Source organism: Mesorhizobium sp. P2_A12, assembly GCF_056405075.1.
Genome location: NZ_JBFUCU010000002.1, coordinates 296,693 through 320,513, shown reverse-complemented (window position 1 = coordinate 320,513; position 23,821 = coordinate 296,693). Strand labels below are relative to the sequence as shown.

26 protein-coding genes are annotated in these 23,821 nt (G+C 62.3%); 15 read left to right on the top strand and 11 right to left on the bottom strand.

Features of this window, described 5'->3' with window-relative positions; genetic code table 11:
• Position 1 precedes the first annotated feature (1 nt).
• From AC1DZU_RS06340 to AC1DZU_RS06320, 5 genes are all read right to left on the bottom strand, one after another.
• Positions 2 to 799: an ABC transporter ATP-binding protein gene (locus tag AC1DZU_RS06340; protein WP_477282796.1), complete on the bottom strand. Its 798-nt coding sequence runs from the start codon at positions 797 to 799 to the stop codon at positions 2 to 4.
• A gap of 10 nt (positions 800 to 809) precedes the next feature.
• Positions 810 to 1,700: a nitrate ABC transporter permease gene (gene ntrB / locus AC1DZU_RS06335; protein WP_477282794.1), complete on the bottom strand. Its 891-nt coding sequence runs from the start codon at positions 1,698 to 1,700 to the stop codon at positions 810 to 812.
• 85 nt (positions 1,701 to 1,785) lie between these two features.
• The gene (locus AC1DZU_RS06330; RefSeq protein WP_477282792.1) at positions 1,786 to 3,114 is read right to left on the bottom strand and encodes a CmpA/NrtA family ABC transporter substrate-binding protein; all 1,329 of its coding nucleotides are present in this window, start codon (positions 3,112 to 3,114) and stop codon (positions 1,786 to 1,788) included.
• Positions 3,115 to 3,459: 345 nt separating this feature from the next.
• Positions 3,460 to 4,698, bottom strand: a complete 1,239-nt coding sequence (locus AC1DZU_RS06325; protein WP_477283269.1) for a CmpA/NrtA family ABC transporter substrate-binding protein — start codon at positions 4,696 to 4,698, stop codon at positions 3,460 to 3,462.
• Positions 4,699 to 4,700: 2 nt separating this feature from the next.
• On the bottom strand, positions 4,701 to 5,303 hold the full coding sequence (locus AC1DZU_RS06320) for an ANTAR domain-containing response regulator (protein ID WP_477282790.1): 603 nt from the start codon (positions 5,301 to 5,303) through the stop codon (positions 4,701 to 4,703).
• Positions 5,304 to 5,628: 325 nt separating this feature from the next.
• Between AC1DZU_RS06320 and AC1DZU_RS06315 the strand changes: the two genes are divergently transcribed.
• From AC1DZU_RS06315 to AC1DZU_RS06250, 14 genes are all read left to right on the top strand, one after another.
• Positions 5,629 to 6,795 (top strand): alpha-D-ribose 1-methylphosphonate 5-triphosphate diphosphatase, encoded by a 1,167-nt coding sequence (locus tag AC1DZU_RS06315; RefSeq protein ID WP_477282788.1) that lies wholly within the window; start codon positions 5,629 to 5,631, stop codon positions 6,793 to 6,795.
• Between the two features lie 52 nt (positions 6,796 to 6,847).
• Positions 6,848 to 7,063, top strand: coding sequence for a hypothetical protein (locus AC1DZU_RS06310; RefSeq protein WP_477282786.1), 216 nt, complete (start codon positions 6,848 to 6,850; stop codon positions 7,061 to 7,063).
• A gap of 126 nt (positions 7,064 to 7,189) precedes the next feature.
• Positions 7,190 to 7,666: a hypothetical protein gene (locus tag AC1DZU_RS06305; RefSeq protein WP_477282784.1), complete on the top strand. Its 477-nt coding sequence runs from the start codon at positions 7,190 to 7,192 to the stop codon at positions 7,664 to 7,666.
• A gap of 251 nt (positions 7,667 to 7,917) precedes the next feature.
• Positions 7,918 to 8,400, top strand: coding sequence for a hypothetical protein (locus tag AC1DZU_RS06300; protein ID WP_477282782.1), 483 nt, complete (start codon positions 7,918 to 7,920; stop codon positions 8,398 to 8,400).
• 138 nt (positions 8,401 to 8,538) lie between these two features.
• Entirely contained in the window at positions 8,539 to 8,694 is a 156-nt protein-coding gene (locus AC1DZU_RS06295) for a hypothetical protein (RefSeq protein ID WP_477282780.1), read from the top strand.
• 106 nt (positions 8,695 to 8,800) lie between these two features.
• The gene (locus tag AC1DZU_RS06290) at positions 8,801 to 9,850 is read left to right on the top strand and encodes a PilN domain-containing protein (RefSeq protein WP_477282778.1); all 1,050 of its coding nucleotides are present in this window, start codon (positions 8,801 to 8,803) and stop codon (positions 9,848 to 9,850) included.
• A gap of 2 nt (positions 9,851 to 9,852) precedes the next feature.
• A complete protein-coding gene (gene gspM / locus AC1DZU_RS06285; RefSeq protein WP_477282776.1) occupies positions 9,853 to 10,452 on the top strand; it encodes a type II secretion system protein GspM in 600 nt (199 codons plus the stop codon).
• Positions 10,449 to 11,042 carry a hypothetical protein gene (locus AC1DZU_RS06280; RefSeq protein WP_477282774.1) on the top strand — a complete coding sequence of 198 codons (594 nt, stop codon included), beginning with the start codon at positions 10,449 to 10,451 and terminating at the stop codon, positions 11,040 to 11,042. The genes gspM and AC1DZU_RS06280 overlap by 4 nt, the downstream gene beginning before the upstream one ends.
• 134 nt (positions 11,043 to 11,176) lie before the next feature.
• Positions 11,177 to 11,956, top strand: a complete 780-nt coding sequence (locus AC1DZU_RS06275; RefSeq protein ID WP_477282772.1) for a hypothetical protein — start codon at positions 11,177 to 11,179, stop codon at positions 11,954 to 11,956.
• Positions 11,953 to 13,620: a GspE/PulE family protein gene (locus AC1DZU_RS06270; RefSeq protein ID WP_477282770.1), complete on the top strand. Its 1,668-nt coding sequence runs from the start codon at positions 11,953 to 11,955 to the stop codon at positions 13,618 to 13,620. The genes AC1DZU_RS06275 and AC1DZU_RS06270 overlap by 4 nt, the downstream gene beginning before the upstream one ends.
• Positions 13,620 to 14,837 carry a type II secretion system F family protein gene (locus AC1DZU_RS06265; RefSeq protein WP_477282768.1) on the top strand — a complete coding sequence of 406 codons (1,218 nt, stop codon included), beginning with the start codon at positions 13,620 to 13,622 and terminating at the stop codon, positions 14,835 to 14,837. The genes AC1DZU_RS06270 and AC1DZU_RS06265 overlap by 1 nt, the downstream gene beginning before the upstream one ends.
• Positions 14,834 to 15,307: a GspH/FimT family pseudopilin gene (locus tag AC1DZU_RS06260; RefSeq protein ID WP_477282766.1), complete on the top strand. Its 474-nt coding sequence runs from the start codon at positions 14,834 to 14,836 to the stop codon at positions 15,305 to 15,307. Before AC1DZU_RS06265 ends, AC1DZU_RS06260 begins: the two co-directional genes overlap by 4 nt.
• Positions 15,289 to 15,675 carry a PulJ/GspJ family protein gene (locus AC1DZU_RS06255; protein WP_477282764.1) on the top strand — a complete coding sequence of 129 codons (387 nt, stop codon included), beginning with the start codon at positions 15,289 to 15,291 and terminating at the stop codon, positions 15,673 to 15,675. Before AC1DZU_RS06260 ends, AC1DZU_RS06255 begins: the two co-directional genes overlap by 19 nt.
• Entirely contained in the window at positions 15,672 to 16,406 is a 735-nt protein-coding gene (locus AC1DZU_RS06250) for a PulJ/GspJ family protein (protein WP_477282762.1), read from the top strand. Before AC1DZU_RS06255 ends, AC1DZU_RS06250 begins: the two co-directional genes overlap by 4 nt.
• Before the next feature lie 13 nt (positions 16,407 to 16,419).
• Here the strand turns inward: AC1DZU_RS06250 and gspG are convergent, their stop codons facing one another.
• From gspG to AC1DZU_RS06220, 6 genes are all read right to left on the bottom strand, one after another.
• Positions 16,420 to 16,914 carry a type II secretion system major pseudopilin GspG gene (gene gspG / locus AC1DZU_RS06245; RefSeq protein WP_477282761.1) on the bottom strand — a complete coding sequence of 165 codons (495 nt, stop codon included), beginning with the start codon at positions 16,912 to 16,914 and terminating at the stop codon, positions 16,420 to 16,422.
• Positions 16,914 to 17,408, bottom strand: coding sequence for a prepilin peptidase (locus tag AC1DZU_RS06240; RefSeq protein WP_477282759.1), 495 nt, complete (start codon positions 17,406 to 17,408; stop codon positions 16,914 to 16,916). The genes gspG and AC1DZU_RS06240 overlap by 1 nt, the downstream gene beginning before the upstream one ends.
• A gap of 2 nt (positions 17,409 to 17,410) precedes the next feature.
• A complete protein-coding gene (gene gspD, locus AC1DZU_RS06235) occupies positions 17,411 to 19,534 on the bottom strand; it encodes a type II secretion system secretin GspD (RefSeq protein ID WP_184874463.1) in 2,124 nt (707 codons plus the stop codon).
• 382 nt (positions 19,535 to 19,916) lie between these two features.
• Entirely contained in the window at positions 19,917 to 20,348 is a 432-nt protein-coding gene (locus tag AC1DZU_RS06230) for a hypothetical protein (protein WP_477282756.1), read from the bottom strand.
• Between the two features lie 235 nt (positions 20,349 to 20,583).
• Complete coding sequence (locus AC1DZU_RS06225) at positions 20,584 to 20,811, bottom strand: hypothetical protein (RefSeq protein ID WP_477282754.1); 228 nt, start codon at positions 20,809 to 20,811, stop codon at positions 20,584 to 20,586.
• Between the two features lie 181 nt (positions 20,812 to 20,992).
• Positions 20,993 to 23,029: an oxidoreductase gene (locus tag AC1DZU_RS06220; RefSeq protein ID WP_477282752.1), complete on the bottom strand. Its 2,037-nt coding sequence runs from the start codon at positions 23,027 to 23,029 to the stop codon at positions 20,993 to 20,995.
• 148 nt (positions 23,030 to 23,177) lie between these two features.
• On the opposite strand from AC1DZU_RS06220, the gene AC1DZU_RS06215 reads away from it, so the two are divergent.
• Positions 23,178 to 23,807, top strand: a complete 630-nt coding sequence (locus tag AC1DZU_RS06215) for a TetR/AcrR family transcriptional regulator (protein ID WP_477282750.1) — start codon at positions 23,178 to 23,180, stop codon at positions 23,805 to 23,807.
• The last annotated feature ends 14 nt before the right edge of the window (positions 23,808 to 23,821 follow it).

Genomic DNA, 23,821 nt, shown 5'->3' with positions numbered 1-23,821 from the left:
GCTACTCCGCGGCTTCGACGAAGCGGTGGCGTTCGTAGAGGAATTTCAGCACCGCCTCGCGGCAGCGCAGGAAGGTCCGGTCGGAGGCGAGCTCGATGCGCCGGCGTGGGCGCGCCAGCGGCACCGCAAGCACCTCGCCGATGGTCGCCGCCGGGCCGTTGGTCATCATGACGATGCGGTCGGAGAGCAGCACCGCCTCGTCGACATCGTGGGTGATCATGATCGTCGTCGAGCCGAGCCGCGAATGGATGTCCATCACTGCGTCCTGCAGATGGGCGCGCGTCAGCGCATCGAGCGCGCCGAACGGTTCGTCGAGCAGCAGGATCTTCGGCTCCATGGCCAGCGCCCGGGCGATGCCGACGCGCTGCTTCATGCCGCCCGAGATTTCCGCCGGGCGCTTGTCCCTGGCATGCGCCATCTGCACGAGGTCGAGATTGCGCATGATCCAGTCATGCCGCTCGGCCTTGCTCTTCGAACGGCCGAAGACTTTCGATACCGCCAGGTTGATGTTTTCGTAGACGGTCAGCCACGGCAGCAGGCTGTGGTTCTGGAACACCACGGCGCGTTCGGGTCCGGGGCTGTCGACCTCCTTGTCCTCGAGCAGCACGGCGCCTGCGGACACTTTGGTCAGGCCGGCGATCAAATTGAGCAAGGTCGACTTGCCGCAGCCGGAATGGCCGATGATCGAGACGAATTCGCCTTTGTCGATGGTCAGGCGGATGTCCTTCAACACCTCGCTGACCTGGTTGCCGCGGGCAAAGGATTTGTCGATATGGTCGAGCTTCAGATAGGCCGTCATGGCGCTTCCCTCACTTTGCCGTTGTGCCGCGGGTGACAAAGGCGCCGACCGCCGCGACCAGTCGGTCGAGGCAGAAGCCGGTGACACCGATATAGGCGAGCGCGACGATGATGTCGGGCAGCCGCGACGAGTTCCACGCATCCCAGATGAAGAAGCCGATCCCGACGCCGCCGGTCAGCATTTCGGCGGCGACGATGGCGAGCCAGGACAGGCCGATGCCGATCCTCAAGCCGGTGAAGATGTAGGGCGCGGCGGCCGGCACCATGATCTTCACGAAAAACTCGAACTGGTTGAGCCGCAGGATGCGCGCGACGTTGCGGTAGTCCTCGGGGATGTTGCGCACGCCGACGGCGGTATTGATGATGATCGGCCAGATCGAGGTGATGAAGATGACGAACAGCGCCGACGGGCTGGAATCGCGGAACGCGGCCAGCGACAGCGGCAGCCAGGCCAGCGGCGGCACGGTGCGCAGGATCTGGAACACCGGATCAAGGCCGCGCATCGCCCAGATCGACTGGCCGACCAGCGCACCGAGTGCAACGCCGACGATCGCCGCCAGGCCAAAGCCGATGGCGACCCGCTGTAGTGAGATCAGCACCCGCCAGGCAAGCCCGATATCCTGCGGGCCATTGTTGAAGAACGGATGCGCGATCAGGTCGTAAGCCTCGTTCCACACCTGGCTCGGCGGCGGCAGGCTGGCGGTCGGCGACGAGCAGGCGATTTGCCAGACGACCAGCATGAGAGCGATGACGATGGCCGGCGGCACCAGCGCGCTCGCCAGTTTGCCGGCGACCATCATCGGATCGAAGCGGCGCCGCGCCTTGGCGTTGAAGGCGATGACCTCCGCTGGTTTGGCGGGGAACGCTTTCACCGTTGAGTCCTCGATTGTCTGGATCGACATGTCTGGGAAAAACTCCTTGGTCGGGATCTCCGCAACGGCGCAAGGCGCCGTTGCGACAAAGGGCGCAATACGCCGTTTGCGCAGGCTATGCCGAGGCCTTGATCTTCAGGCTGTCGAGATAGGCGGACGGGTTGGCCGGATCGAAGATCTTGCCGTCGAAGAAGGTCTCGACGCCGCGCGACGAGGACGCCGGAATGTCGGCTGCCGCGACGCCAAGGTCCTTGGCCGCCTCGCGCCACAGATCCTCGCGGTTGACCTGATCGACCAGCGCCTTGATGTCGGTTGTCGGTACGAACTTGCCCCAGCGGATGTTCTCGGCGAGGAACCACGAGTCATGGCTTTTGAACGGATAGGACACGCCGCCCTTCCAGAACTTCATGTAGAGATCGGTGCCGGTGGCGACGCGGCCATTGCCGTAGTTGATGTCACCCTTGAGGCGGCCGATGATGTCGGCGACAGGCACGTTCATCCATTGCCGCTTGCCGATGATGGCGGCCATCTCGTCCTTGTTCTCCTTGGCCTCGCACCATTGCTGGGCTTCCATGACGGCCATTAGGATCGCCTTGGTGGCGTTCGGGTATTTGTCGATGAATTCGGCGCGCAGGCCGAGCGCCTTTTCCGGATGGCCCTTCCACAATTCGCCCGTCGTGGTGGCGGTGAAGCCGACGCCTTGGTGGACGAGCTGCTCGTTCCACGGCTCGCCAACGCAGAACACGTCCATGTTGCCGACCTTCATGTTGGCCACCATCTGCGGCGGCGGCACGACGATGGTCGAGACATCCTTGTCGGGATCGATGCCGCCGGCGGCCAGCCAGTAGCGCAGCCACAAATCATGGGTGCCGCCGGGGAAGGTCATGGCGGCCTTGATGTCCTTGCCGGCGGCCTTCTTGGCGGCGAAGGCCTCCTTCAGCTTCGAGGCGTCGAGGCCGACACCGGTGCCGGCGTATTCCTGGGCGACCGAAATGCCCTGGCAGTCGTAGTTGAGCCGCGCCACGATCGCCATCGGCATCGGCTGGTTGTTCTGCGTCACCTTGCCGGTGTGCATCAGGTAGGGCAGCGGCGTCAGGATATGGGCGCCGTCGATGCCGTTGGCCGCCCCGCCGAGCATCAGATTGTCGCGCGTCGCGCCCCAGGACGCCTGCTTGAGCACCTCGACATCGGGCATGCCGAACTTCTCGAAAAACCCCTTCTCCTTGGCGATCATCAGCGGTGCGGCATCGGTCAGCGCGATGAAGCCGAGCTTGGCGCCGGTGACCTCCGGCGATGTCGTGGCCGCATAGGCGCCGGAGGGGAAGAGCTTGCGGGCGGCCATGAACAGCCCCGCCGTCATCGCACTGCTGACCAGAAAATCGCGCCGCGTCACATCCCTGGGAGATGTTCCCGTCCCGATCCATGTCTTCACTGTCTTCTTCATCGTCATCTCCGGTTGAACGCGGTCCGCGCCGTCGATTGTTGGCCTAAAACAAAAAAGCCGCCGGCCAGGCCTTCGCGTCCGGAAATCCGGATCGCGTCTTGACCTGAGCGGCAGCTTTGCCTGTGGGCGCCCGCCATTGGACGCCTGTTCCGTGACCCAAGGGGGCCTGGTTATTTCAAAGCATGAACCATGCCAGTTTCGGCGAAAAGGAGAAATAACAATGAAATCAATGAAACGCGCCGTCCGCCTACGCAACAGACGACATGGCGAGCAGGCCAAAGATTGTTCATTAGAGCAATCGCACGCACAAATTTTGTGCAATGCACAAGAATGGCGCGAAAATGATCAGGCTTCCCTGCGGGCCGATTTCTGGGCGGAAATGTAGCCTTCGATCTCGTCGGGATCGAAGATCTGGCCGTCGAAGAACCCGTCGGGGCCGAGCACTAGGCCGGCCCCTGTCGCGCCGACCGCGGTGGCCACGCGCAGCGCGCCCTCGACCTTCGAATTGGCGCCGGGCAGTGCGACGCCAAGCGGCTTCAGCGCCGAACGGTAGAGGTCTGGACGGTAGCAGTCGCGGGCAATAGTGAGATTGTCAGGCGTGTGTTCGACATGCCCCCAGCGCACCATCTGCGTGTAGAACCACAGTGCATGGCTTTTCCACGGAAAATTCGCCGCCTTGTCGAAGGGCAGGAAGAAGTCGTCGATATCCAGCGCCGCGCCGCCACCCAATTGGAGATGGCCGGTCAGGATCGGCATCTGGACCGACGGCGGCAGGCCGAGGAAGCCGGGCTGCGCCATCACCGCGGCCAATTCGCCATGGTTGGCCGGATCCTGGCACCAGCGCGCCGAGTGGTGCAGCGCGCGCAGCAGCGCCGCCAAGGCGTCGGGGGACTGCTCGGCCCAGACCTTGCGCACGCCGATCACCTTCTCCGGGCTGTTGCGCCATATCTGCGCCTTGACGGTGACGATGTGGCCGGTGCCGGCGGCCACCGCGGCGCTGTTCCAGGGTTCGCCGACGCAGTAGCCGTCGATCCGTCCAGTGGCCAGCGCGTCGGCCATGAAGGGCGGCGGCACGATGACGATCTCGATCTCGCGCGTCGGATCGATGCCGCAGGCGGCGAGCCAGTAGCGCAGTTCGTAATTGTGCCCGGAATGCGGATGCACGACGGCGAAGCGCAGCGGGTCGCGCCCCGCAGCGACGCGCTGGCGGATGAGCGCGCCAAGTGCGGCACCGGCGCGCGCCGGGTCGAGATCGGGCTCAGCGCCATGCGCTGCCATGCCCGCCCAGACGGCATTGGAAATGGTGACGCAATTGCCGCCAAGACCGAGCGAGAACGGCACGATGGTTTCTGAAGCGAGCGGCGTCAGCCCGAGATTGCAGGCAAGCGGCATCGGTCCCAGCATATGCGCGAGATGGAAGTGGCCGATGGCGATGCGGTCGCGGATGTTGGCCCAGGACGTCTCGCGGTGCAGCGTGAGGTCGATGCCTTCGCGCGCGGCAAAGCCAAGCTCGCCGGCCGCGACCAGCACGGCGCTGTCGAACAGCGGCATGAAGCCGGCAGTGATCTGATGCTCGGCGCCCATGCTCATTCGTCCTCCGCCGGTCCCAGCAAGCCGGCGGCGGTCACCAGGCTCTGGGCGATGTCGCTGATCTTGCGGTTCTGGTTCATCGCCGTCTTGCGCAGCAGCGTGTAGGCGGCCTCTTCGCTGAGGCCGCGCGACTTCATCAGGATGCCCTTGGCGCGATCGATCACCTTGCGGCTCTCGAGCTCGCTGCGCGCCTCTTCCAGTTCGCGCGCCATGCGCGAAAAGGCGTTGAAGCGGCTGACCGCCATGTCGAGGATCGGCTTGACGCGCTCCTGCCGCAGACCGTCGACGACATAGGCCGAAACGCCGGCATCGACCGCCGCCTCGATCGAGGCCTGGTCGGAGCGGTCGACGAACATGGCGATCGGCCGCTTCACCGCGCGCGACAGCTGGAACATGTTTTCCAGCATGTCGCGGTTCGGGTTTTCGAGGTCGATGACGATGACGTCGGGCTCGATCTCGGCGATCCGTCGTGCAATGCCGGTCACGTCATGGATGACGGTGACCCGCTCATGGCCGGCCTCGCGCAACCCCGCCTCGATGATCGCGGCGCGGATGCGGTTTTCGTCGATCACCAGGACGGCGAGTGCGGTTCGGACCATGCCCCGCATTGTGACCAAGCGAGGGAATTGTGCAATGCGGGATAACCGGCGATCGCGACATTCGCTGCGCTTGGCACGCTGAAATGGCTGCACCGCCGCACCAGCATGATCCTGGCCTCCTATGATCTCGGTGTCATCAGAACGATAGCCGACCGGGTTATGCCTGCGCAGGGGCTTGTGCTGGAACAGGGGCCGACCAGGTCTTCCAGGATCCGCAGCACCGCTGTGCCCAGCAACGCGCCGACCTGGAGCTTGATCCCGCAAAGCGAATCCGTTTCGGGGAAGATCATGCTCAAACCCTGAGATAGAGCCAAAGAGAGACGAGATGTGGCTGAGTGATTTCGAAATCGTCCTGCGCGACCACGTCATTGCCAATGGCGCCATCCGGATCGAAAACGGCCGCATAGAAGAGGTCCGCGACGAGCCTGTCGAGAACGCCGACATCGTGGGTGGAGGCCGCCTGCTGCTCCCCGGTTTCATCGACATGCATGGCGACATGGTGGAGAGGGAAGTGGAGCCACGCCTCGGCGTCCACGTACCAATGACGATCGGCATTGCCGAGCTCGACAAGAAGCTGGCCTCCTGCGGCGTGACCACGGCCTATGCCGCGCTCTCCTTCATCGGCGCCAGCGTCACCAGCGGCGTGCTGCGCTCGGAAGAGCATACGTCTGATATCATCGAGACCATTGCCGGACTGAGGGACCACCTGTTGGTCGATCATCGCATCCATGCCCGCTTCGAGGTGACTTTCGCCGCGGCCATCGGCGTGCTGCAAAGGCTGATGGACGCCGGCAAGCTGCACCTGATCTCGCTGATGGACCACACGCCCGGACAGGGGCAGTACCGCGACGTTGAACTCTACATCGCCCGCATCGCCAAGGAGCGCGGCATGTCCGTTGCCGAGGCATCCGAGATCGTCGGCCAGCGCATCGCCGGTCGAAACGGACATGGCGACGTCCTCAGCACGCTGCAGGACCTGTCGGCATTTGCCCGTGCCCGCGGCATCGTGCTCGCCTCGCATGACGACGACACGGTGGAGAAGGTGGAATTCGTCCATGGCCTGGGCGCCGCGCTCAGCGAATTCCCGGTGACCCTGGAAGCGGCGCAAGAAGCCCGCAGGCTCGGAATGCACACCGTCATGGGCGCGCCCAATGCATTGCGCGGCAATTCCTATTCCGGCAATCTTTCCGCCCGGCAGGCCTATGAGGCCGGACTGCTCGACATGCTGGCCAGCGACTACCACCCAGCCTCGATCCTGCCCGCTGTGCTCAGCCTGGCGGCGCTGGATGACGGTGACCTTGTGGCGGCCGTGGCGCTAACCAGCACCAACCCGGCCAAGGCATTGGGGCTTGACGACCGTGGCGCCATCGAGACGGGACTTCTGGCCGATCTCGTCGTGGCCGATCGCCAGCCGGTCGCACGCGTCCGCGCCACCTTCCGCGCCGGCCACATGATCTACAGCGACGGCACGCTGATGCCGTGCCGGTATTGAAAAATAGTGCACTGTCACCGCATTACCTGGGTAAATGGAGCTACCAAGGGAAATGAGTACGCAGGTAGAATGGTCAAGCGAAGAAGATGCTCGTGCATACAGGGAAATTCGAGCGCTGGTCGAGAAGTGGAAAAATCTCGGGCACAAGACATATCCGGATGGGACCGAGTGGATCGGGCATACGCCTGATCGCGCGCCTGAGGCGTATTTGCACCAGCTGTATTGGATTACGGTGACAGTGCACTTTGTCGAGGCATTTCTGGACTGAATTGCCGAGCAACCCAGGGCAAACGGGGCAGGCGACGAAAAGAAAATAGTGCACTGTCACCATAATTCCCCGTTGAGCGTATAAACATGAGGCCATATACAGGAAATCCATAGGTGGAGCCGTCCGGTGGTCAAATCGTATTCAGAATCTAACCTGAATTTAATAACGGACGCGCTAGGACATATAGCCAGAAATCCAAGGATGTATATCGGAGATACGTACGTTCCAGAAAATCTCATTGCAAGATTTGTTAGCGATTTGATGCTGGCCGGATCTAATACTATTGCGATAGAAACAAATAAAGGCTGGTGGAAAATATCGTCAGACACGGATTGGCTTCAGAAGGAAGATGGCTATATATCCTATGACGAATTCTACACATTTGTCCCGATAAAGGGAGCAGAAATGTTTAGAGATAAGGCTGGAGTTATACTTAACACTTTCTCGATCGCGCTGGTTACAGTTGGGATCGACGGAGTAAAGGCGATAAAGGAGAGTTACGAGAACGGCGATCTGCGGCTGGATCATAACTATATCAAAGATGTTGTCGGTAGAGAGATGTTTGTAAAGCTGCCGTCCGAAATTTCATACCCCAGGCACTGACTGATCTGTCGACTGTGGAATTACCGGGGGTAATTACGGTGACAGTGCACTTTTTTGCCGAGGCATTTCAGGACCGACTTGCCGAGCAAACCGGAGGAACGAGGCAGACGAGAGAAGAAAATAGCGCACTGTCACCGTAATTCATCTCTTTAAGCCGCTGGGGTTGGCTTAGAAAAAGACGGCAAAAGGCCCAAACCACTGTACAGCGATGTTTCGTGGCGCTGTCACTAAGGAATTGGCACAGGTGTGGCATGACCTCTTCAAGTGATTTCTTGCGCGAGTTCGCACGACATCGCGGATCAAATCGCAATCCGAATTTTAGGATGATTATACCGTTTGACTTTTACGACGGCCTAGAAACGGGAGTGGCATTGTTTTCGTCTGGCGGAGCCGTCAGAATTTGGTCTCTCGGCGATTCCCGATCGCGTTTTTTTCGCGCCCTCGGGCTGGTACCCATTGGTGGAAATTGGCTGGAGACCGAATGGATTTCGAAGCAATCAGATACAGAGCACGGCTCTTTTTTGGAACCCGACAACAGTGAAGCCCTCCTGAAATTAGAGGCGGGCGTCATGGCGGCGCAAGCGACCGGTTATTTTGTTGGACTTGGCTCACCCTATTTGCATTGTATCGAAATAGTCGAGGTAGACGAAGACGAAGTAAATATTTTACGACAGAATGGCCCTTGTATTGAAAATTTTCGGCGGATTCATGACCTTTTGAAGCAGTCACGCTGATTCCCAATTGAGTGACAGTAAACTTCTTTTGAATTACGGTGACAGTGCACTTTTGCGATGTTCGCCCGACCGCCATTGTGTGTAGATTGCCCCCATGGCTCGCCTTGCCGCATCGTCATTCCCGGACTGCCGCATCACGTGACCCAGCGCGGTAACGGGCGCGCCAAGGTGTTTTTCGCGTCGCAAGACTATGCGCTCTACAAGACCCTGCTGGTCGAGCATTGCCGCGCCGCCGATGTCGGCATCTGGGCGTGGTGCCTGATGCCCCACCCAACCCACAAAACTTGTGGCTAATCCCCCTCCCGCGCCTTCACTGATATCCGCATCACACCAGCAATTGTAGTAGTCTCACCTTGAAAACCCTTGGCTGAGAATCAGCCGGGGTGGCGGGCGGCTGGTCGTGGCGACACTCAACGCGCAGGTTCTGGATTTTTTCGACTGGTGGCTCGATGAGCTGCGAGGGGTCTGGTCGCGGGTCGCGCCCGGGCAAAAGCAATCTTCCACCAGCGACTGGATCATCAGCCTGGCGGATGACGGCATCCGCGCCCGCGAGGCCAATGCGCCGGAGTTCCAGTCGATCCCGTTGGCGCTCACGGCGTCCTCGGACGAGATTCTGGCACTGCTCCAGGGCGGGCTCCGGCGCAAGCGGCCGAGCTTCGATATCCGGATCCAGCCCAGGCTGTTCCTGACCCGGCAACTGGCGGCGCGGCGGCTGCCGCTTCGGCAGGCGCGCGACATGGCCGAGCTTGACCTTCTGGCCTCGACGCCGATCGATCCGGCACAGGTGCATGTCGTCTTCACCAGACAGGTCGAGCAGGACTGCTTCTACCATGTCGTCAAGGCGAAGACGCTTGCTGCGGTCCTTGGCACGGTCCGCCGGGCCGGCGGGTCGATCCGGTGCCTGTCGCTGTCGCAGCCGGAGGGCACGCTGCGGGCCGATCCGCTCAGCCTCGCCGCCATCTGGCCGCCGACCGCGCGCGACCGTCGCGCCAGGACCGTCTGGGTGACGGCCTGTTCGATGCTGGCCGCGGCAGCGCTGTTCACATTCGCTCATGCACATTGGCGCACCTGGCAGGCCGGCGCAGAACTGGATGCGCAGATCGCCGATGCACAGGTGCTGGCCAAGGCGGCACGCACCGCGCTGCAGAAGCGCCAGACCGGCATCGAGCAAATTGAAAAGATCCGCACGGAAAAGAAGACGACCGCGTCGCTGGTGCGCGTCTGGGCCGAACTGACGCACCTGCTTCCTGACTCGGCCTGGCTGACCGATCTATCGGCCAAGGGCGACGACCTGACCATCACCGGGTTTTCCGCTTCCGCCGCCGAGCTGATCAAGCCGATCGACGATTCGCCGCTGTTTTCGGCGCCCGAATTCGCCTCGCCCGTGGTCAGGGTTCCCGGCCAGGACGGCGAACACTTCACCATTTCGGCCAAGATCGGAGCGCTCTGACCATGCTCTCCGCGATCCTCAACACCAGCCCGCTGGTCCGCCGCCTGATTGCGCTCGCCCTCGCTGCGGTGACGGCCTGTGTCCTGGCCTGGGCGGTGTTCGCGGGGCTCGACAGCGTCGCCTCGGCGCAAGCCGGGATCGAGGAAAAGCGCGAGCTTCTCGGCCAGTTGCAGAGCGTGGCGGCGCTGGCAAAGCGCCTCGACGGCGCAGCCAGCCCCGTGCCGACGGCAAATCCCGAGTTTCTCACCGGCGAGAGCGAGGCGATCATTCGCGGCGGGCTGCAGACCCGGTTGAACGCGATTGCCACGGCCAACGGGGTCAACGTGCTATCGGCCGGCAATGCGCCGGTGCTGAGCGAAGCGGGCGTCGATTTCATCGGGCTGCGGGCTAATCTTTCGGGGCCGCTGGAGGGCATTCACAACGCCGTTCTCGCCATCGAAACGTCGCTGCCGGTGCTGTTCATTCGCGAGGCCACTCTGCGCACGACCGATGTCGGGCCGGTCGCCGGGCGCAGCGGCGACCCGGAGATCTTTGCCGAAATCCTGTTCTACGGCCCGCTGCAAACGCCGGTGGCGCCGGCGCCCGGTGGGGTCAAGCCATGACCCGGAAATTCGCCGGCCTGGCGATTGCGGCCATGATCGCGGGTCTCGTCCTGGTCAATGTCGCGCTCTACGACACGCCGGTCGACCTCTCGCCGGTCGCTTCCGGCAAGGGGCATGACGGCGGCCTGGCCTCGGCGGCGGGAGCGCTGCAGTTTCCCGAGGTCGGCAATTTCAGCGAGACGTTCGAGCGGCCGCTGTTCACACCGACGCGCCGAAAATTCGTGGCCCCGCCGGCCGGGCCGCCGCCGGTTGCGGTCGTCGCGGCCGCCGTCGAACAGACGCCGGCACCGCCCGAGGCCCCGCCCGCCGCTGCGCCCTCGCTTTTGGGCATCAGCATTCACGGCGGGGCGGCGAAGGCATTGCTGCGCGTCGCCGGCAGCGAAACCGCGATCTGGTACGGCAGCGGCGAGAGCGTCGACGGCTGGACGGTGTCGGCTATCGACAAGGATCAGGCCGTGCTGGAGCGCAATGGCAAGGTGGCGCGGGTCCCGCTCTATCCGCCATGGAAGAACGCTCCGGCGCCACCCCCAAATGCCCCGCCAGCGGCCCCGGATGTCCCGCTGCCAGCCCCGAATGAACCGCAACTATGAGCGACCGCCACGAAAGCCCAAACGCCGATGGTGATAGCGCGAGCAGCGGCTTTTCGCTGGTCGCAGTGCTGGTGTTCATGCTGATCGTCTCGGCCATCGTCGTCCCTTTCGCAGTCACCGCAAAAACGCGGCTGATGATCGCCAACAACGAGCTCGAGCAGGAACGCCTGTCGCTGCTTGCCGAAGGCCTGGGCAATGTGGTTGCGAGCGAATTGACCGGCGGCTCGGGGGCGAAAACATTCCCGCTGGATTCCACACTCGCAGCGTGCCGGGAGGGAGACTTCAGCTTCGATGTCCGCGTCCAGGATCATGACGGGCTGATCGATCTCAATACCGCGGACGACCAATTGCTGGCGCTTGGTTTCGTATCGCTCGGCTTCCAGCGGGAGAGAGCCCAAGCCTTGGCCAAGGCCACGATCCGGTTTCGTGACAATGCCACGCTGTTCGCTGGCCAGCCCCAGTCCAGAAACCCTGTCGGGCCGCCCCAAGACAAGCAGGCGCCGTTCGAATCGGTGTCCGAACTGCAGGAGTTTCCGGCGCTTGCGTCGATGCCCTTGCAGACCCTCCATGCTGTTTTCACGGTCAACTCGAAACGCGGCACGATCAGCACCGATCGCGCGCCGAACCGTCTTCGTGCCGCTCTTGCCGGCGGCAGCAGCGCATCGGTCACCGAAGCGCCCGCCGACGCATCGGCCTACACGGTCGACGTGGTCGTGAGACGGGACGGATCCGGGATCACGGCCGAAGCCGGGTTCATCATCGAGAGGTCTCCGCTCAGCCCGACGGCATTTCAGCGCGTTGCCCGAAGCCCGCTCAGCGCGGCCACTGCACTGCCGCCAGCCATCGGCACAGCCGGCTGCGAGGTGCTTTTCGGCGCCGAGGCAGCGCGCATCCTGCGCGGGTGGAGCTCATGAACGCTTCTTCGCAGACGCTTGGCCAGACCCAGGGCCAGACCCAGGGGATCGAGGCGTTCCTCGCCTTTCTCGAGGGCGAGAAGGTGCTGACCGCGCATGCCGCCCAGCGCGCATTGGGGGCATCGCGAACATCTGGGCACCCGTTCGATACGGTGATGACCGAACTCGGCCTGATCGGCGAGCAGGACCTTGCCAACAGCCTCAGCCGCTACCTGAACGCGCCGACGCCGGTCGACATTCCCGAACAGGTCAGTCCCGAAATGCTGGCAGGCGTGCCGCTGGCCTATCTGCGTGAAAACGCGATCCTGCCGCTGCAGATGGATGCCGAGCGGTTGGTCGTCGCCGTGGCCGATCCGTTCTCGTCGGCAACCATCGACGCCCTCGCCTTTCACTATGAGCGGACGCTGGCGCTGCGCATTTTGCCGAGACGCATGATTGCCGAATGTATTGACCGCATCGAACAATCGGCCATGGCGGCCGTTTCAAATGGCGGCAACGGTGGCGAAACTCTGGATTTCGGCCCCGACGATCTCGAACGGTTGAAGGATTTTGCCCGCGAGGCGCCGATCGTTCGCTTCGTCGCCGAGACCATCCACAAGGCGGTCGATGCGAGAGCCACCGACATCCACATCGAGCCGCTCGAGGATCACGTCCGCATCCGCTTCAGGCATGACGGCATGCTGTCCACCGTCGACACCGCATCGATAGCGATGCTGTCCGGAATCTCCACCCGCATCAAGATCCTGTCGCGGCTCAACATTGCCGAACGGCGCCTGCCGCAGGACGGACGCATGCGCATCGCCGTGCGCGGCCGCGACGTCGACCTGCGCGTCTCGGTCATTCCGTCCATTCACGGCGAAGCCATCGTGCTTCGAATTCTCGACCGCGCTGGGGTCGAACTGAAGTTGGAAAAACTGGGCTTCGACGGCGCCGCGCAAGCCAAGATCCGCAACATGTCGCAAGCCGCCAACGGCATCGTGCTGATCACCGGGCCGACCGGAAGCGGCAAGACGACGACGCTCTATTCCATCCTCGCGGAACGTTCGCGGCCGGACGTCAAGATTTTCACCGTCGAGGACCCGGTCGAATACCGGATGGCCGGCATCACGCAGCTGCAGGTCAATCCGGCGATCGACCTCGACTTTGCCGCTGCCCTGCGTTCGATCCTGCGGCAGGACCCCGATATCATCCTGCTTGGTGAAATTCGCGATCGCGAGACGGCGCAAGTCGCGGTCCAGGCGGCGCTGACCGGCCATCTGGTGTTTTCGACACTCCACACCAACAGTGCCGCGGGCGCACTCACGCGCCTTCGCGACATGGGCATCGACGGCTATCTCCTCGGCGCGACGATCAGAGGCGTCATCGCACAGAGGCTGTTGCGGCGTATCTGCCCGGCCTGCCACGGCGCCGACCAAACCGGTCCGGCCTGCCGCACCTGCAACGGCTCCGGCTACAGCGGGCGCACTGTGACCTACGAAATGCTGCAGGTGTCGCCGCGCATCGCCGAACTTATCGACCAGGGTGCCGGCGAAATGGAGATCGGGAAAATTGCGGCCGAAGACGATCTCGTGCCGATGTCGGTTCACGCAACCGCACTTGCCCGATCGCAGGTCACCACGATGGACGAAGTCCGGCGCGTCATCGATCTCGCAGGAGATGACTGATGCCGGCCTTTGCCTATCGTGCCTATCTCGTCGACGGCAGCACCGAGACCGGCGTCCTCGATGCATCGACCAAGCAGGATGCCGCCCGCAAACTGGCGCAGCAGGGCCGCCGCTCCTACCATCTGGCTCCGGTGAACGGCGAAAGGCAGCAGCTTCGCCTGCCGGGGCCCAGCGCGCTGACGTTCACCCGCAGGGTCGATCTCAGCCGGCTGTTCTCCGAGCTTTCAGTGCTTCTCAACGCCGGCTTCACGGTCGACCGTGCCTTGAACGCGGTTATCTCGGGCGAGGCCAACCGCCAGCGGCGGCAACAGCTGCAATCGGTGCTCGATCTCACGACAGGCGGCCGGCCCATCGCCGAAGCATTTGCCGGGCTGCCGGGCATCACCTCTGACGTTGCCGCCTTGCTCGCCAGCGGCGAGCGCAGCGGCAAGATGGCCTACATATGCCAGCGGCTGGCCGATACGTTCGAGGCAACGGCCAAGCGCCGCGCGGCAATCGTCGAGGCGCTTGCGTATCCGGCTTTCCTGCTCATGGTCATGAGCGGCGCGCTGGTCATTCTGGCGACGGTTCTGGTGCCGGCGCTGGAACCGATCTTCGAAGGCTCATCCGCCCCCAAGCCGTTCACCATGACCGTGCTTTCAGCGCTCGGCACGGTGTTCAGGGACTATCCCTTCGTCTTCCCGTTGGCGGCGGTGCTGGGCCTGCTTTCCTATCTTTTCCTGTCCCGATCGACCGGTGCCAGGAAACAGTTTTCCCACTGGCTGTTGAAGATCCCGTTGATCGGCCCGCTGGTCAGGGATGCCGTGGTCGCGCGATACTTGGAAACGCTTGCTCTGCTGCTCGGCAATGGCGTGGCGATGACCGAGGCGCTTGGGCTGGCCGCCAACGTTTCCAGGCAGAGTTCACTGGCGGCAAGCTTTGCCTCGATCGAAGAAACCGTCGCCAATGGCGCCCGCCTGCATGGCGCGATCGTCAAGGCCGGGATTTTCGACAACGCGACGATGTCGCTGGTCTCGCTCGGCGAAGAGGCGAATGCGCTTCCGGTGGTTCTGGATCGCGCCGCGAAAATGCTTCAGCTGACGCTGACGCGGCGGATCGACACGGTGCTGAAGCTGTTGACGCCGGCGCTGACGATTTCACTCGGTTTTCTCGTCGGCAGCCTGGTCATTTCGGTAATGACCACGATCCTCAGCATCAACGATCTGGCGCTGCAATGACGGCCGCGCTGGGAGCCAGCCCATCGACGGACGCAACGGCCGGATTTACCTTGGTCGAAATGCTGGTCGTGCTGGCGATCATGGCCCTCGTCGCGGCCATCGCCGCGCCTGGGCTCGTCAGCAACTATCGCACCAAGAACCTGGAGACGCTGGCCGGCGAAATCACCATGCGGCTGCGCCTGTCGCGCACATCGGCAATCGCCACCGCCAGGCCGAAGCAGGTCGTTGTCGATCTCGGCACCCGCATCATCCGTTTTGGCGAACGAGACATCGTCGCCCTGCCGGACGATGTCAAAATGACCGTGGTCACCGGCCAGGAGACCGTCATCGCCGACCGGCAAACGGTCCTCACCTTCCTTCCCGATGGCAGCGCTTCCGGCATGGACATCTCGCTGCAGCAAAAAGGCCGGACCGCGCGCATCGCGGTCAACTGGCTGACCGGACTTCCGACGTGGCGCGCGCTGCCGTGACCGGGACATCGTCGCAGCCCTCCCCCGAAGACGGATTCTCGATCCTCGAGATGATCGTCGCCATGACCATCCTGGCGCTTGTGCTGGGCATCGCCAGCCAGTCGATCGTGCTGGCGAGCCGCAGCATCGCCGCGGCCAAACGCCAGGCCGAAGCCGCAAGGACCGTGCGTGTGATGCTGGCCGACTACGAAGCCCAAGTCCAACCCATGGCGCAAACCACGACGCAGTCGGGCTGGACCCTGAAGACCCGCACGATAGACGTGTCGAAGGCGAAGGTAACCGCTGTTGTCATCGAGAACAGCGGTGGCGCGTTTCCAGGCGGGCCGTTCCTGACCTTCGTGCCCGTGCGGGACCCGGCTATCCCATGAGCGGCCGGTTCTTCCGCGCTCTTTCCAAGGTCCGAGCCGGCAGGCTGCGGGAACGTCTTCCAGGCACCCGTCGGCCTGGCCGCAAATCGCCGCCGGGACCAACGGCGTCGGTTGAGGGGTTTGCGCTCATCGACGTGCTGGTCGGGCTGGCCCTGATCGGCGTGATTACGTCGCTGATGATGGTCTTCCTCAGCCAGGCCCGAACGATGATGCGCATCGAAAAGGCAACCGAATTCCAGATGGAGGTCGATGCCGCATCGCGGTTTCTGGAAACGGCGATCAGCCATGCCGAGCCATTGCCCCTGTCCAAATCGTCGCCGGACATGGTGCTCTATCTCAACGGCGACAATGCCCGGATCGAATTCAGTGCCGTTCAGGCGATCGGCTTCAAATCCACCGCGCTGCGCGAAATTGCTGTTTCGCTTGGTGATGGTGGCCAGGCCGGAGGCGTGCTGGCCATCGTCCAGAAAACACGGCGCGGCAGCGGATCCAACGCATCGACGCCGGGCGTACCGGTGCGGTTGATCGGCGGCGTGAGCGCCATGAAGTTCGAATATCTCGACGGTGCGGCGGCGGCCTCGTCGTGGTCGCCGAGCTGGACCGTACCACGGCGCCTGCCCGCCGCCGTGCGCTTCACCATCTCGGTTCTGCGGGATGGTGCGGCCTATTCAGCGAGAGGTTTTGCACGCCTCGACCTGGCAAATGCCCAGGTGATGCCGCGCACGAAGTGACTCCCAGGCCCTATCAGTTGCTCACGTCCTGGTCTTCGCCGGTTCCGTCCGGCTTGCCGTCCTTGCCCAGGCTGCGGATGACCACGCCGCTCGCATCGGTCTTCACTTCGTAGGAATAAGGCCTCCCCCACGGATCCTTCAGGCCGGTTGTTCCCTTGAGATAGGGTCCGTTCCAGCGCGCTTCGCCGGCAGGCGCGGCGACCAGGGCCGAGAGCCCCTCCTCCGCGGTCGGGTATTTCGCGTTGTCGACATAGTAGAGCTCGAGCGCGCTTTCGATGTTGCGAATTTGCGCCTTGGCGGCGTTGGTCCTGGCCGAGCCGAGATAGCGCAGGACCTGCGGCGCGGCCAGTGTCGCGATCAGCGCGATGATGGCGAGCACGACCAGGAGCTCGACCAGGGTGAAGCCGCCTTCGCGATCGTCGCTTTCACCGACAGATTTTCTGGCGCCGACAGATTTTTTGGCGCCGCCGGATTTTGCGGAAAGTCGAGTGAAGCGCTGAGTGATCATCAGAGCAGTCCCATGTTCAAACCTGCAAATTGCTCCAGCGCCCAGCTGCAGCCGAGGCCGATGGCGATAAACGGACCGAAGGCAACACGAGCCCGCGCCGCTGCAGGCCCTGTCGCAAGCACGTGCCCGCCGACGAACAGCAGAGCGCTGGCGCTGGCGATGAACAGCAGCACCGGCAACAGCAGCGGGCTGATCCAGCATGCGGCGGCGGCCAGCATCTTGACGTCGCCAAGGCCGAGCCCAATCCTGCCGGTCATCATGAAATGACCGCGCCGGATCAGCCAGGCAGCGGCAAAAGTCATGGCGGCAAACAGGAGTCGCAGCGGCAGGCCGTCTGCCTCCGTCGCCATCTGATAGCCAAGGCCGAGGACGGCCAGAGCCAGGTTGAGGCCGTCCGGGATGATCTGCCTGCGGAAATCGGCGATCGAAATCGCGGCCAGAACCGCCGCCAGGGCCACCGTGGCGGCCAGCAAGAGAGATGGGTGCGTGGCCATCGTCAATACGCCAGCCTCTTCAGATCCTGTTGCAGCTTGGTGCCACCGCGCCGCTTCTGGATCGGCGTCTGCAGGCTGATCTTGCCGCGGAATTCGTCCGTCACTTCGCGGGCTTCGTTGATGTCGCGGACAACGTGCGGCCGGATGAAGATGATCAGTTCGGTACGTCCGATACTATCAGTCTTTTGCTTGAACGCGTTGCCGATAATCGGGATGTCGCCGAGGATAGGCACTTGCGTGCGGTCGACATTGTTGCGCGACTGGATGAGGCCGCCCAGCGCCAGGCTCTCGCCATCATTGACCAGAACGCGGGTCTGGATCTTGCGCTGCTGGATGGTCGGTGAATCGATGCCGGAGCTGGTCGTCTTCGTTACATTGCTGACCTCCTGCTCGATGTCGAGCATGACCCTGCCGGCATTGTTGATGCGAGGCGTCACCGTCAGGATGACGCCGGTGTCCTTCATCTCGACCGAGACGACCGGCGCGCTGCCGAACGTCTGGTCCACCACTTGTCTTGTGGCGATCGGCACCTGGTCGCCGACCTGCAAGATCGCTTTCTGGTTGTTCAGGGCCATGATGGTTGGCGCCGAGATGACATTGACGTCGGTGATGCTGGACAGGGCGTTCAGCGTCACCTGGATGTTATCGGTTGCGTAGCTCCAGTTGAAGCCTGGCAGTGCTGCCGCGGCTGCTCCCTTCGCCACGTCGGACAGCGAGATCTTCATGCCGCCATTCTCGAAGAACCAGCGCAGGCCGTATTTCAGCTCGTCGTTGAGCGTGACTTCGGCGATGACGGCTTCCAGCATGACTTGCGTCGGCAGAACGTCGACCTTGGCCAGGATCTGCTCGATGCGTTCGTAATCGCGCGCCGTGGTCTGGATCAGCAGCGCATTGTTTTCGATATCGGCGACGACCGTGGCGTGGGCGGGCGGCTGTCCGTCCTGCGGGGGCAGCGAAGGCGAAGGTCCGGTCAATGGCACCGGCGTGACGCCATCCGATTGCATGGCGATCGGGGTCTGGTCGGGCGACACATTCGAGCCGCCAGAGTCTCCTTCGGTCTTGACGGTGGTGCCAAGAACGGAGCTCAGCACCGCGGCCAGTTCCTTGGCCGGGCGGTTCTGGATCTGGTAGACGAACAGCTGGCTTTCATTGGTCTCGGCTAGTCTGTCGAGCTTGTTGATCCAGGTCGCTGCACGGGCGAGATAGGCCGGGCGCGAGGTGATCACCAGCACCGAATTCAGCCTGTCGTTGGGGATGAACTGGATAAGCTTGGCACCCGGCCCATCCTTGGTGCCGAAGATCGAATCGAGTTCGGCGGCAACCGCTTCGGGTTTGGAGGTCTTCAGCGGATGCAGCGCCACCGACATGCCGCGCATCCAGTCGACGTCGAACACCGAAACCGCTTCGCGAATGGCATTGAGGTCGCTGTCATTGCCGGCGACGGTGATCAGGTTGCGGGTGGAATCGACCCGTAGCACCGAGCCCTGGCGGGTGATCGGTTCGAGAATGGTCTTCATCTCATCGGCCGCGATGAATTGCAGCTGCAGCACCTGCACCTTGACGCCGGGGCCGGACGGTGACGTCGACGGCACGCTGACCGGCGGCGTGCTGGACATGATTTCGGAAAGCGGCACAACCTGGTACGTGCCGGCGCGGTTGGTGATGCCGGCGCCATTCACCGCCAGCGCCGATTGCAGGATGTCGACCAGCGCATCCTTCGACACCGGCTGCGATGTCTGCAGCGTCACCGTGCCTTGCACGCGCGGGTCGACGATGTAGTTGAGGTGAAGCGCATCGCCAAGCACCGCCTTGGCCGCCTCGGCAATCGGCGCGTTGACCAAATTGAGCTCGAACTGGCCCGAGCCATCGGTCGTCACCTTGGTGACGGGGGCGCCGGAGGAGACGAACTGACCCGAGCCCTGGTATTGCGCGCCGTTGAAGCGCTGCGCCTGGCCGGAGGCCGACGTAACGGCGCCAGGCCCGGTATATCCCGCCCGCAAGGGCGAGTTCTTGGCATGCAGGCTGTCGATGGTCTCGGTGAAGAAGTCCTTGCCCGGCGCGGAGGTGCAGCCGGCAATCGCCAGCAGCGTGCACAACACGACGCGACAACTCGGCTTGCTCGACATCCACCCGATTCCCCTAGATTCCCAGTCTAGGGCTTCTTGCAAACGGATGTTTGGAATGATGGGCGTATTTGGGGTCTATCCACAGGGTAGGTGGTGCAGTGCAATGCGTGCGGCGGAAGCCCGGTAGCGGAACTTGACTGCTCCTGGCGGGTTTGTCCAATTGACCATCAGGTGCCCAAAATGCCGTCGACCGTGGTCCGAAACACCTAATAAGATCCGGCAACCAGAACGCTCTCCGTCTGGTTTGTCCCAAGCGGCGACAGCAATGACTACAAAGACGTCGCCCCGGCAACCTACGCCGTCTTCAGCCTGACCCAAACCGGTCAGATGGGATCGTATGGCGGCCCGGACGGGTGACGATCCTCACCTCAAACAGGCCAACTCAGTACATGATCCTTTGCCTCAGCCATGCAAAGAATCCGTTTCCTCCAAGCGTTGTGCGAACCCGCGCGGCAGCCCAATGCGCTTTCATGGTTGCGCCGACATGACAATCGCAGACGATTTCGTGCAGTTGCCAGTCGCTCAATTTGAAGAACCGCCTGGCCTCGCCATACGTGTCATCCTTCAGGCCGCACGCGCGCAACACCGGATCGTCGAACGCAACGGCAAGTGCTGATCCGTCCCCCCGCACGCTGGCACGTTCCTCCATGTGCAGATATTCGGTACCTGTAAACGCGGCAAGGCATCGCTCGGGATGTTGCTCGAGAAGTTCCGCCCAGCGTTCGATGCGCTGGTTGCGTGTCATTTCCGAATATGCGGCCGAAGTTTCAATCTTGGCGACCGCATGCAGTTGATCGAGTGTCTGATGTTTCATGGCAGTCTCCTGTCGAGAGGGAGAAGCGCCCACGCCCTTCAAGGGAATTATCGCGCGGTGATGCTTCGACAAGAGCCAGAAACCGCTGGGAAGGAATCTATCTTTGGCACCGGCCGGGCCGGGCCGGTCGAGACCATGAGAGTCTACTCGGTGCTCCACCTTCCGGTTGGCCATGAGCCACTTGCCGATTTCGCACCGACCGGCACCGGCGGCTGGCGGAGCCCGTGGCAATCGATCAATCGCGAGCGTCGAAAAGGACGGCCAGTCCCAGTTCCCTAGCCAAGTCGACGATCTCCTCCGTCAACTCGTCATCTGTATCCTGCAGATAAGGCGCGTCCCTGCGAGTTGCCTCGATTGCCGCTTTGACCGAGACGATATCGCCGTATCGCGAACTTGCCAGCTCTACCGCCAGAAAGTCCCTGGCAGTGCCGACAGGTCCTGTTGTCCGTCTGGCGATGCTCATGCGGCTCCTTCCCCATGATCACCTCCGGTTCATTTTGATCTCGTCCAAGATGCAGATCAATCGATAGTACGATTCCGTACCAACTGCCGGTTGACGACAGTTGTGGCGTCGCTGGGGTGGCCGGGTGATGCCGGGCCAACCCTTGTCGTGATTGAGCGGACGAGTTTGTCCGCCTCGCCGGTCAGATATCTTTCGCCAAGCGAAGTGCGTCGTAGATCGCTGCGTGGGTGTTGCGAGCTGAAACGGCGTCGCCGATGCGGAAGAGTTGGAACTGGCCCTGCGCATTGCGTACCACCGACTGCGGTTGTCCGGTGATGAGTTCATCGTGCGAAATCTCGCCGTGGTTGGTCGATTTCGGTTTCAGTTCGAAATAGATGTCGTCGAGCGGAATGGTGCCGTGATTGACGACAACCTGGTCCACGACGCGCTGTTTGGACACGCCGCCATAGTCGCTGCCGACATGGGCAATGAGCTGGTTGCCATTCTTTTCGACAGACTCCAGTCGATAGGTGACAGTGAAGAGCACATCGAGTTTTTGCAGGGACCTCATATACGGCACGAGGTTCATTGCCATGACCTCGGGTGAGAAGGACCGGTCCGGCGTCATGATTTCAACCTTCGCTCCGGCGCCCGCAAGAAATTCCGCGGCCTGGAGTGCCGCATGGTCACCCGCGTCGTCGTAGATGAGAACATTGGTTCCCGGCTTCACGTCTCCGGAGATGATGTCCCATGAAGACACCACAAACTCGTTGCCCTTCGAAAGGACGTCGGTGTGCGCCACCCCGCCCGTGGCGATGATGACGACGTCCGGGTTTTCAGCCTCGATGGTTTCGGCTTCCGCCCAGCTATTGAACTGAATGCTCACTCCGTGTTTTTCGCACTGCGCCATGCGCCAATCGATGATGCTCATCATCTCCTTGCGGCGTGGGCTCCGTGCTGTCAGGCGGATTTGCCCTCCCGGCCCGCTAGCGGCTTCGAAGACCACGACCTCGTGTCCGCGCTCACCCGCCACGCGGGCCGCCTCGAGGCCAGCCGGACCTGCACCGACGACGACAATCTTCTTGCGGGTCTCGGCCTTGGCGACAATGTGCGGCATGGTCAGTTCGCGACCAGTGGCGGGGTTGTGAATGCAGTATGCCGCCCCGCCCTGATAGATGCGGTCAAGGCAATAGTTGGCGCCGACGCAAGGCCTGATTTCGTCTTCGCGCTTTTCAATGATCTTCCGCACGATATGTGGATCGGTCATGTGGGCCCGCGTCATGCCGATCATGTCGACCTTACCCGACGCAATCGCGTGGCGCGCAGTCGCCACATCCGGAATTTTCGCCGCATGGAAGGTCGGGAAGTTGGTCGCGGCACGAATCTCGCCCGCAAAATCAAGGTGCGGCGCGTTCGCCATTCCCTGGATCGGAATGACGTCCGTCAGGCCCGCGTCGGTGTCGATGTGGCCGCGGATCACGTTGAGGTAGTCGATAAGTCCGCTTTCCTTGAGGCGTTTGGAGATTTCAAGGCCCTCCGACTTGCCAGTGCCGCCGGGGAGGCATTCGTCCGCGGTGTATCGCACGCCCAGGATGAAGTCCTCGCCCACCCGTGACCGGATCGCCTTCAAGACATCCATGCAGAAGCGCATGCGGTTATCGAGCGAACCGCCATAAGGACCGACAAGTTCGTTCGTGAGAGGAGACGTGAACTGTTCGAGCAGATGACCGTAGGCCTCGAGCTCGACGCCATCCATCCCGCCTGCCTTCATCCGCTCGGCGGCGTCCGCGAAGTCCTTGATGATGCGCTCGATATCCCAGTCTTCAATTTTCTTGGGAAACGCTCGGTGTGAGGCTTCACGATGATGGGACGGAGCCACAACGGGCAGCCAATCGCCTTTGTCCCAACGGGTACGCCGTCCAAGATGGGTCAGCTGGATCATGATGGCGGCGCCCTCTTCGTGCACCGCATCGGTCATTTGCTTGATCCACGGTACGATCTCGTCCTTGTAGGCGAGCAGGTTGTTGAAAACCGGGGGGCTGTCTTTCGAGACCGCCGCCGACCCGGCCGTCATCGTCATCGCCACACCGCCTTTCGCCCGCTCCAGCGTGTAGGCAAGATAGCGCTCCTTCGGCATGCCATCCTCCGGATAGGCCGGCTCGTGGGATGTCACGATGATGCGGTTGCGAAGGGTCAAATGCTTGAGTTTGTACGGCTGCAAAAGGGGATCGTTCGACATCTGACGGACTCCGGACTGGCGTGGCAGGTGCAAACGCTATTTGAAAATGTACAGACATGTCAAGTTTGAGTTCCTATGGGTCTATAAAATCGACGCAGGTGTACATTTTTCTGGTTTTCACTTTTTCATTTTGTTAGGTTGGTCGCCCATGGAGCAGATTTCGAACGATAGCGGATGGCGCGGATCGCCGGAGGGGTGGCTCGAAGCCGCCTACGACTTGCTTCTCGAATCCGGTGTCGACACGGTGAGAATATCGCCCTTGGCCAAGAAGTTGGGCCTGTCCCGCACCAGCTTCTACTGGTTCTTCAAGGATCGAGAGGAGTTGCTGGCTGCCCTCTTGACCCGCTGGCGGGACAAGAACACCGGCAACCTCGTCAAGCAGGCTGAGGCCTATGCCGAGACTGTGGCCGAAGCGATGCTGAACGTTTTCGATTGCTGGCTCGACAAGACCTTGTTCGACGCCCAGTTCGAATTCGCGGTCAGAAGCTGGGCGCTTCAATCTCCCGAGATCCTGGCAGAGGTACAGACAGCCGACCAGACGCGTCTCGACGCAATGAGCCAAATGTTCGTCCGCTTCGGTTACGAGGAAAGCTCAGCCGACGTTCGAGCGCGCACCATCTACCTCGTGCAGATCGGCTACATCTCAATGCAGACCAAGGAAGATCTCGCGGTCCGCATGAAGCGCATTCCCGGTTATGTCGAGATTTTTACGGGCGAGGCCCCGCAGAAGCGCGAACTGGACCGGTTCTTCGCCAGACATGGCCATGCGGCGGCTTGAGGAAGAGTTTCGAC

Coding starts and splice junctions, on each gene's coding strand:
- AC1DZU_RS06340 (WP_477282796.1), bottom strand. CDS start 799: ATGACGGCCTATCTGAAGCTCGACCATATCGACAAATCCTTTGCCCGC.
- ntrB (WP_477282794.1), bottom strand. CDS start 1,700: ATGTCGATCCAGACAATCGAGGACTCAACGGTGAAAGCGTTCCCCGCC.
- AC1DZU_RS06330 (WP_477282792.1), bottom strand. CDS start 3,114: ATGAAGAAGACAGTGAAGACATGGATCGGGACGGGAACATCTCCCAGG.
- AC1DZU_RS06325 (WP_477283269.1), bottom strand. CDS start 4,698: ATGGGCGCCGAGCATCAGATCACTGCCGGCTTCATGCCGCTGTTCGAC.
- AC1DZU_RS06320 (WP_477282790.1), bottom strand. CDS start 5,303: ATGGTCCGAACCGCACTCGCCGTCCTGGTGATCGACGAAAACCGCATC.
- AC1DZU_RS06315 (WP_477282788.1), top strand. CDS start 5,629: ATGTGGCTGAGTGATTTCGAAATCGTCCTGCGCGACCACGTCATTGCC.
- AC1DZU_RS06310 (WP_477282786.1), top strand. CDS start 6,848: ATGAGTACGCAGGTAGAATGGTCAAGCGAAGAAGATGCTCGTGCATAC.
- AC1DZU_RS06300 (WP_477282782.1), top strand. CDS start 7,918: ATGACCTCTTCAAGTGATTTCTTGCGCGAGTTCGCACGACATCGCGGA.
- gspM (WP_477282776.1), top strand. CDS start 9,853: ATGCTCTCCGCGATCCTCAACACCAGCCCGCTGGTCCGCCGCCTGATT.
- AC1DZU_RS06280 (WP_477282774.1), top strand. CDS start 10,449: ATGACCCGGAAATTCGCCGGCCTGGCGATTGCGGCCATGATCGCGGGT.
- AC1DZU_RS06275 (WP_477282772.1), top strand. CDS start 11,177: ATGATCGCCAACAACGAGCTCGAGCAGGAACGCCTGTCGCTGCTTGCC.
- AC1DZU_RS06270 (WP_477282770.1), top strand. CDS start 11,953: ATGAACGCTTCTTCGCAGACGCTTGGCCAGACCCAGGGCCAGACCCAG.
- AC1DZU_RS06265 (WP_477282768.1), top strand. CDS start 13,620: ATGCCGGCCTTTGCCTATCGTGCCTATCTCGTCGACGGCAGCACCGAG.
- AC1DZU_RS06260 (WP_477282766.1), top strand. CDS start 14,834: ATGACGGCCGCGCTGGGAGCCAGCCCATCGACGGACGCAACGGCCGGA.
- AC1DZU_RS06250 (WP_477282762.1), top strand. CDS start 15,672: ATGAGCGGCCGGTTCTTCCGCGCTCTTTCCAAGGTCCGAGCCGGCAGG.
- gspG (WP_477282761.1), bottom strand. CDS start 16,914: ATGATCACTCAGCGCTTCACTCGACTTTCCGCAAAATCCGGCGGCGCC.
- AC1DZU_RS06240 (WP_477282759.1), bottom strand. CDS start 17,408: ATGGCCACGCACCCATCTCTCTTGCTGGCCGCCACGGTGGCCCTGGCG.
- gspD (WP_184874463.1), bottom strand. CDS start 19,534: ATGTCGAGCAAGCCGAGTTGTCGCGTCGTGTTGTGCACGCTGCTGGCG.
- AC1DZU_RS06230 (WP_477282756.1), bottom strand. CDS start 20,348: ATGAAACATCAGACACTCGATCAACTGCATGCGGTCGCCAAGATTGAA.
- AC1DZU_RS06225 (WP_477282754.1), bottom strand. CDS start 20,811: ATGAGCATCGCCAGACGGACAACAGGACCTGTCGGCACTGCCAGGGAC.
- AC1DZU_RS06220 (WP_477282752.1), bottom strand. CDS start 23,029: ATGTCGAACGATCCCCTTTTGCAGCCGTACAAACTCAAGCATTTGACC.
- AC1DZU_RS06215 (WP_477282750.1), top strand. CDS start 23,178: ATGGAGCAGATTTCGAACGATAGCGGATGGCGCGGATCGCCGGAGGGG.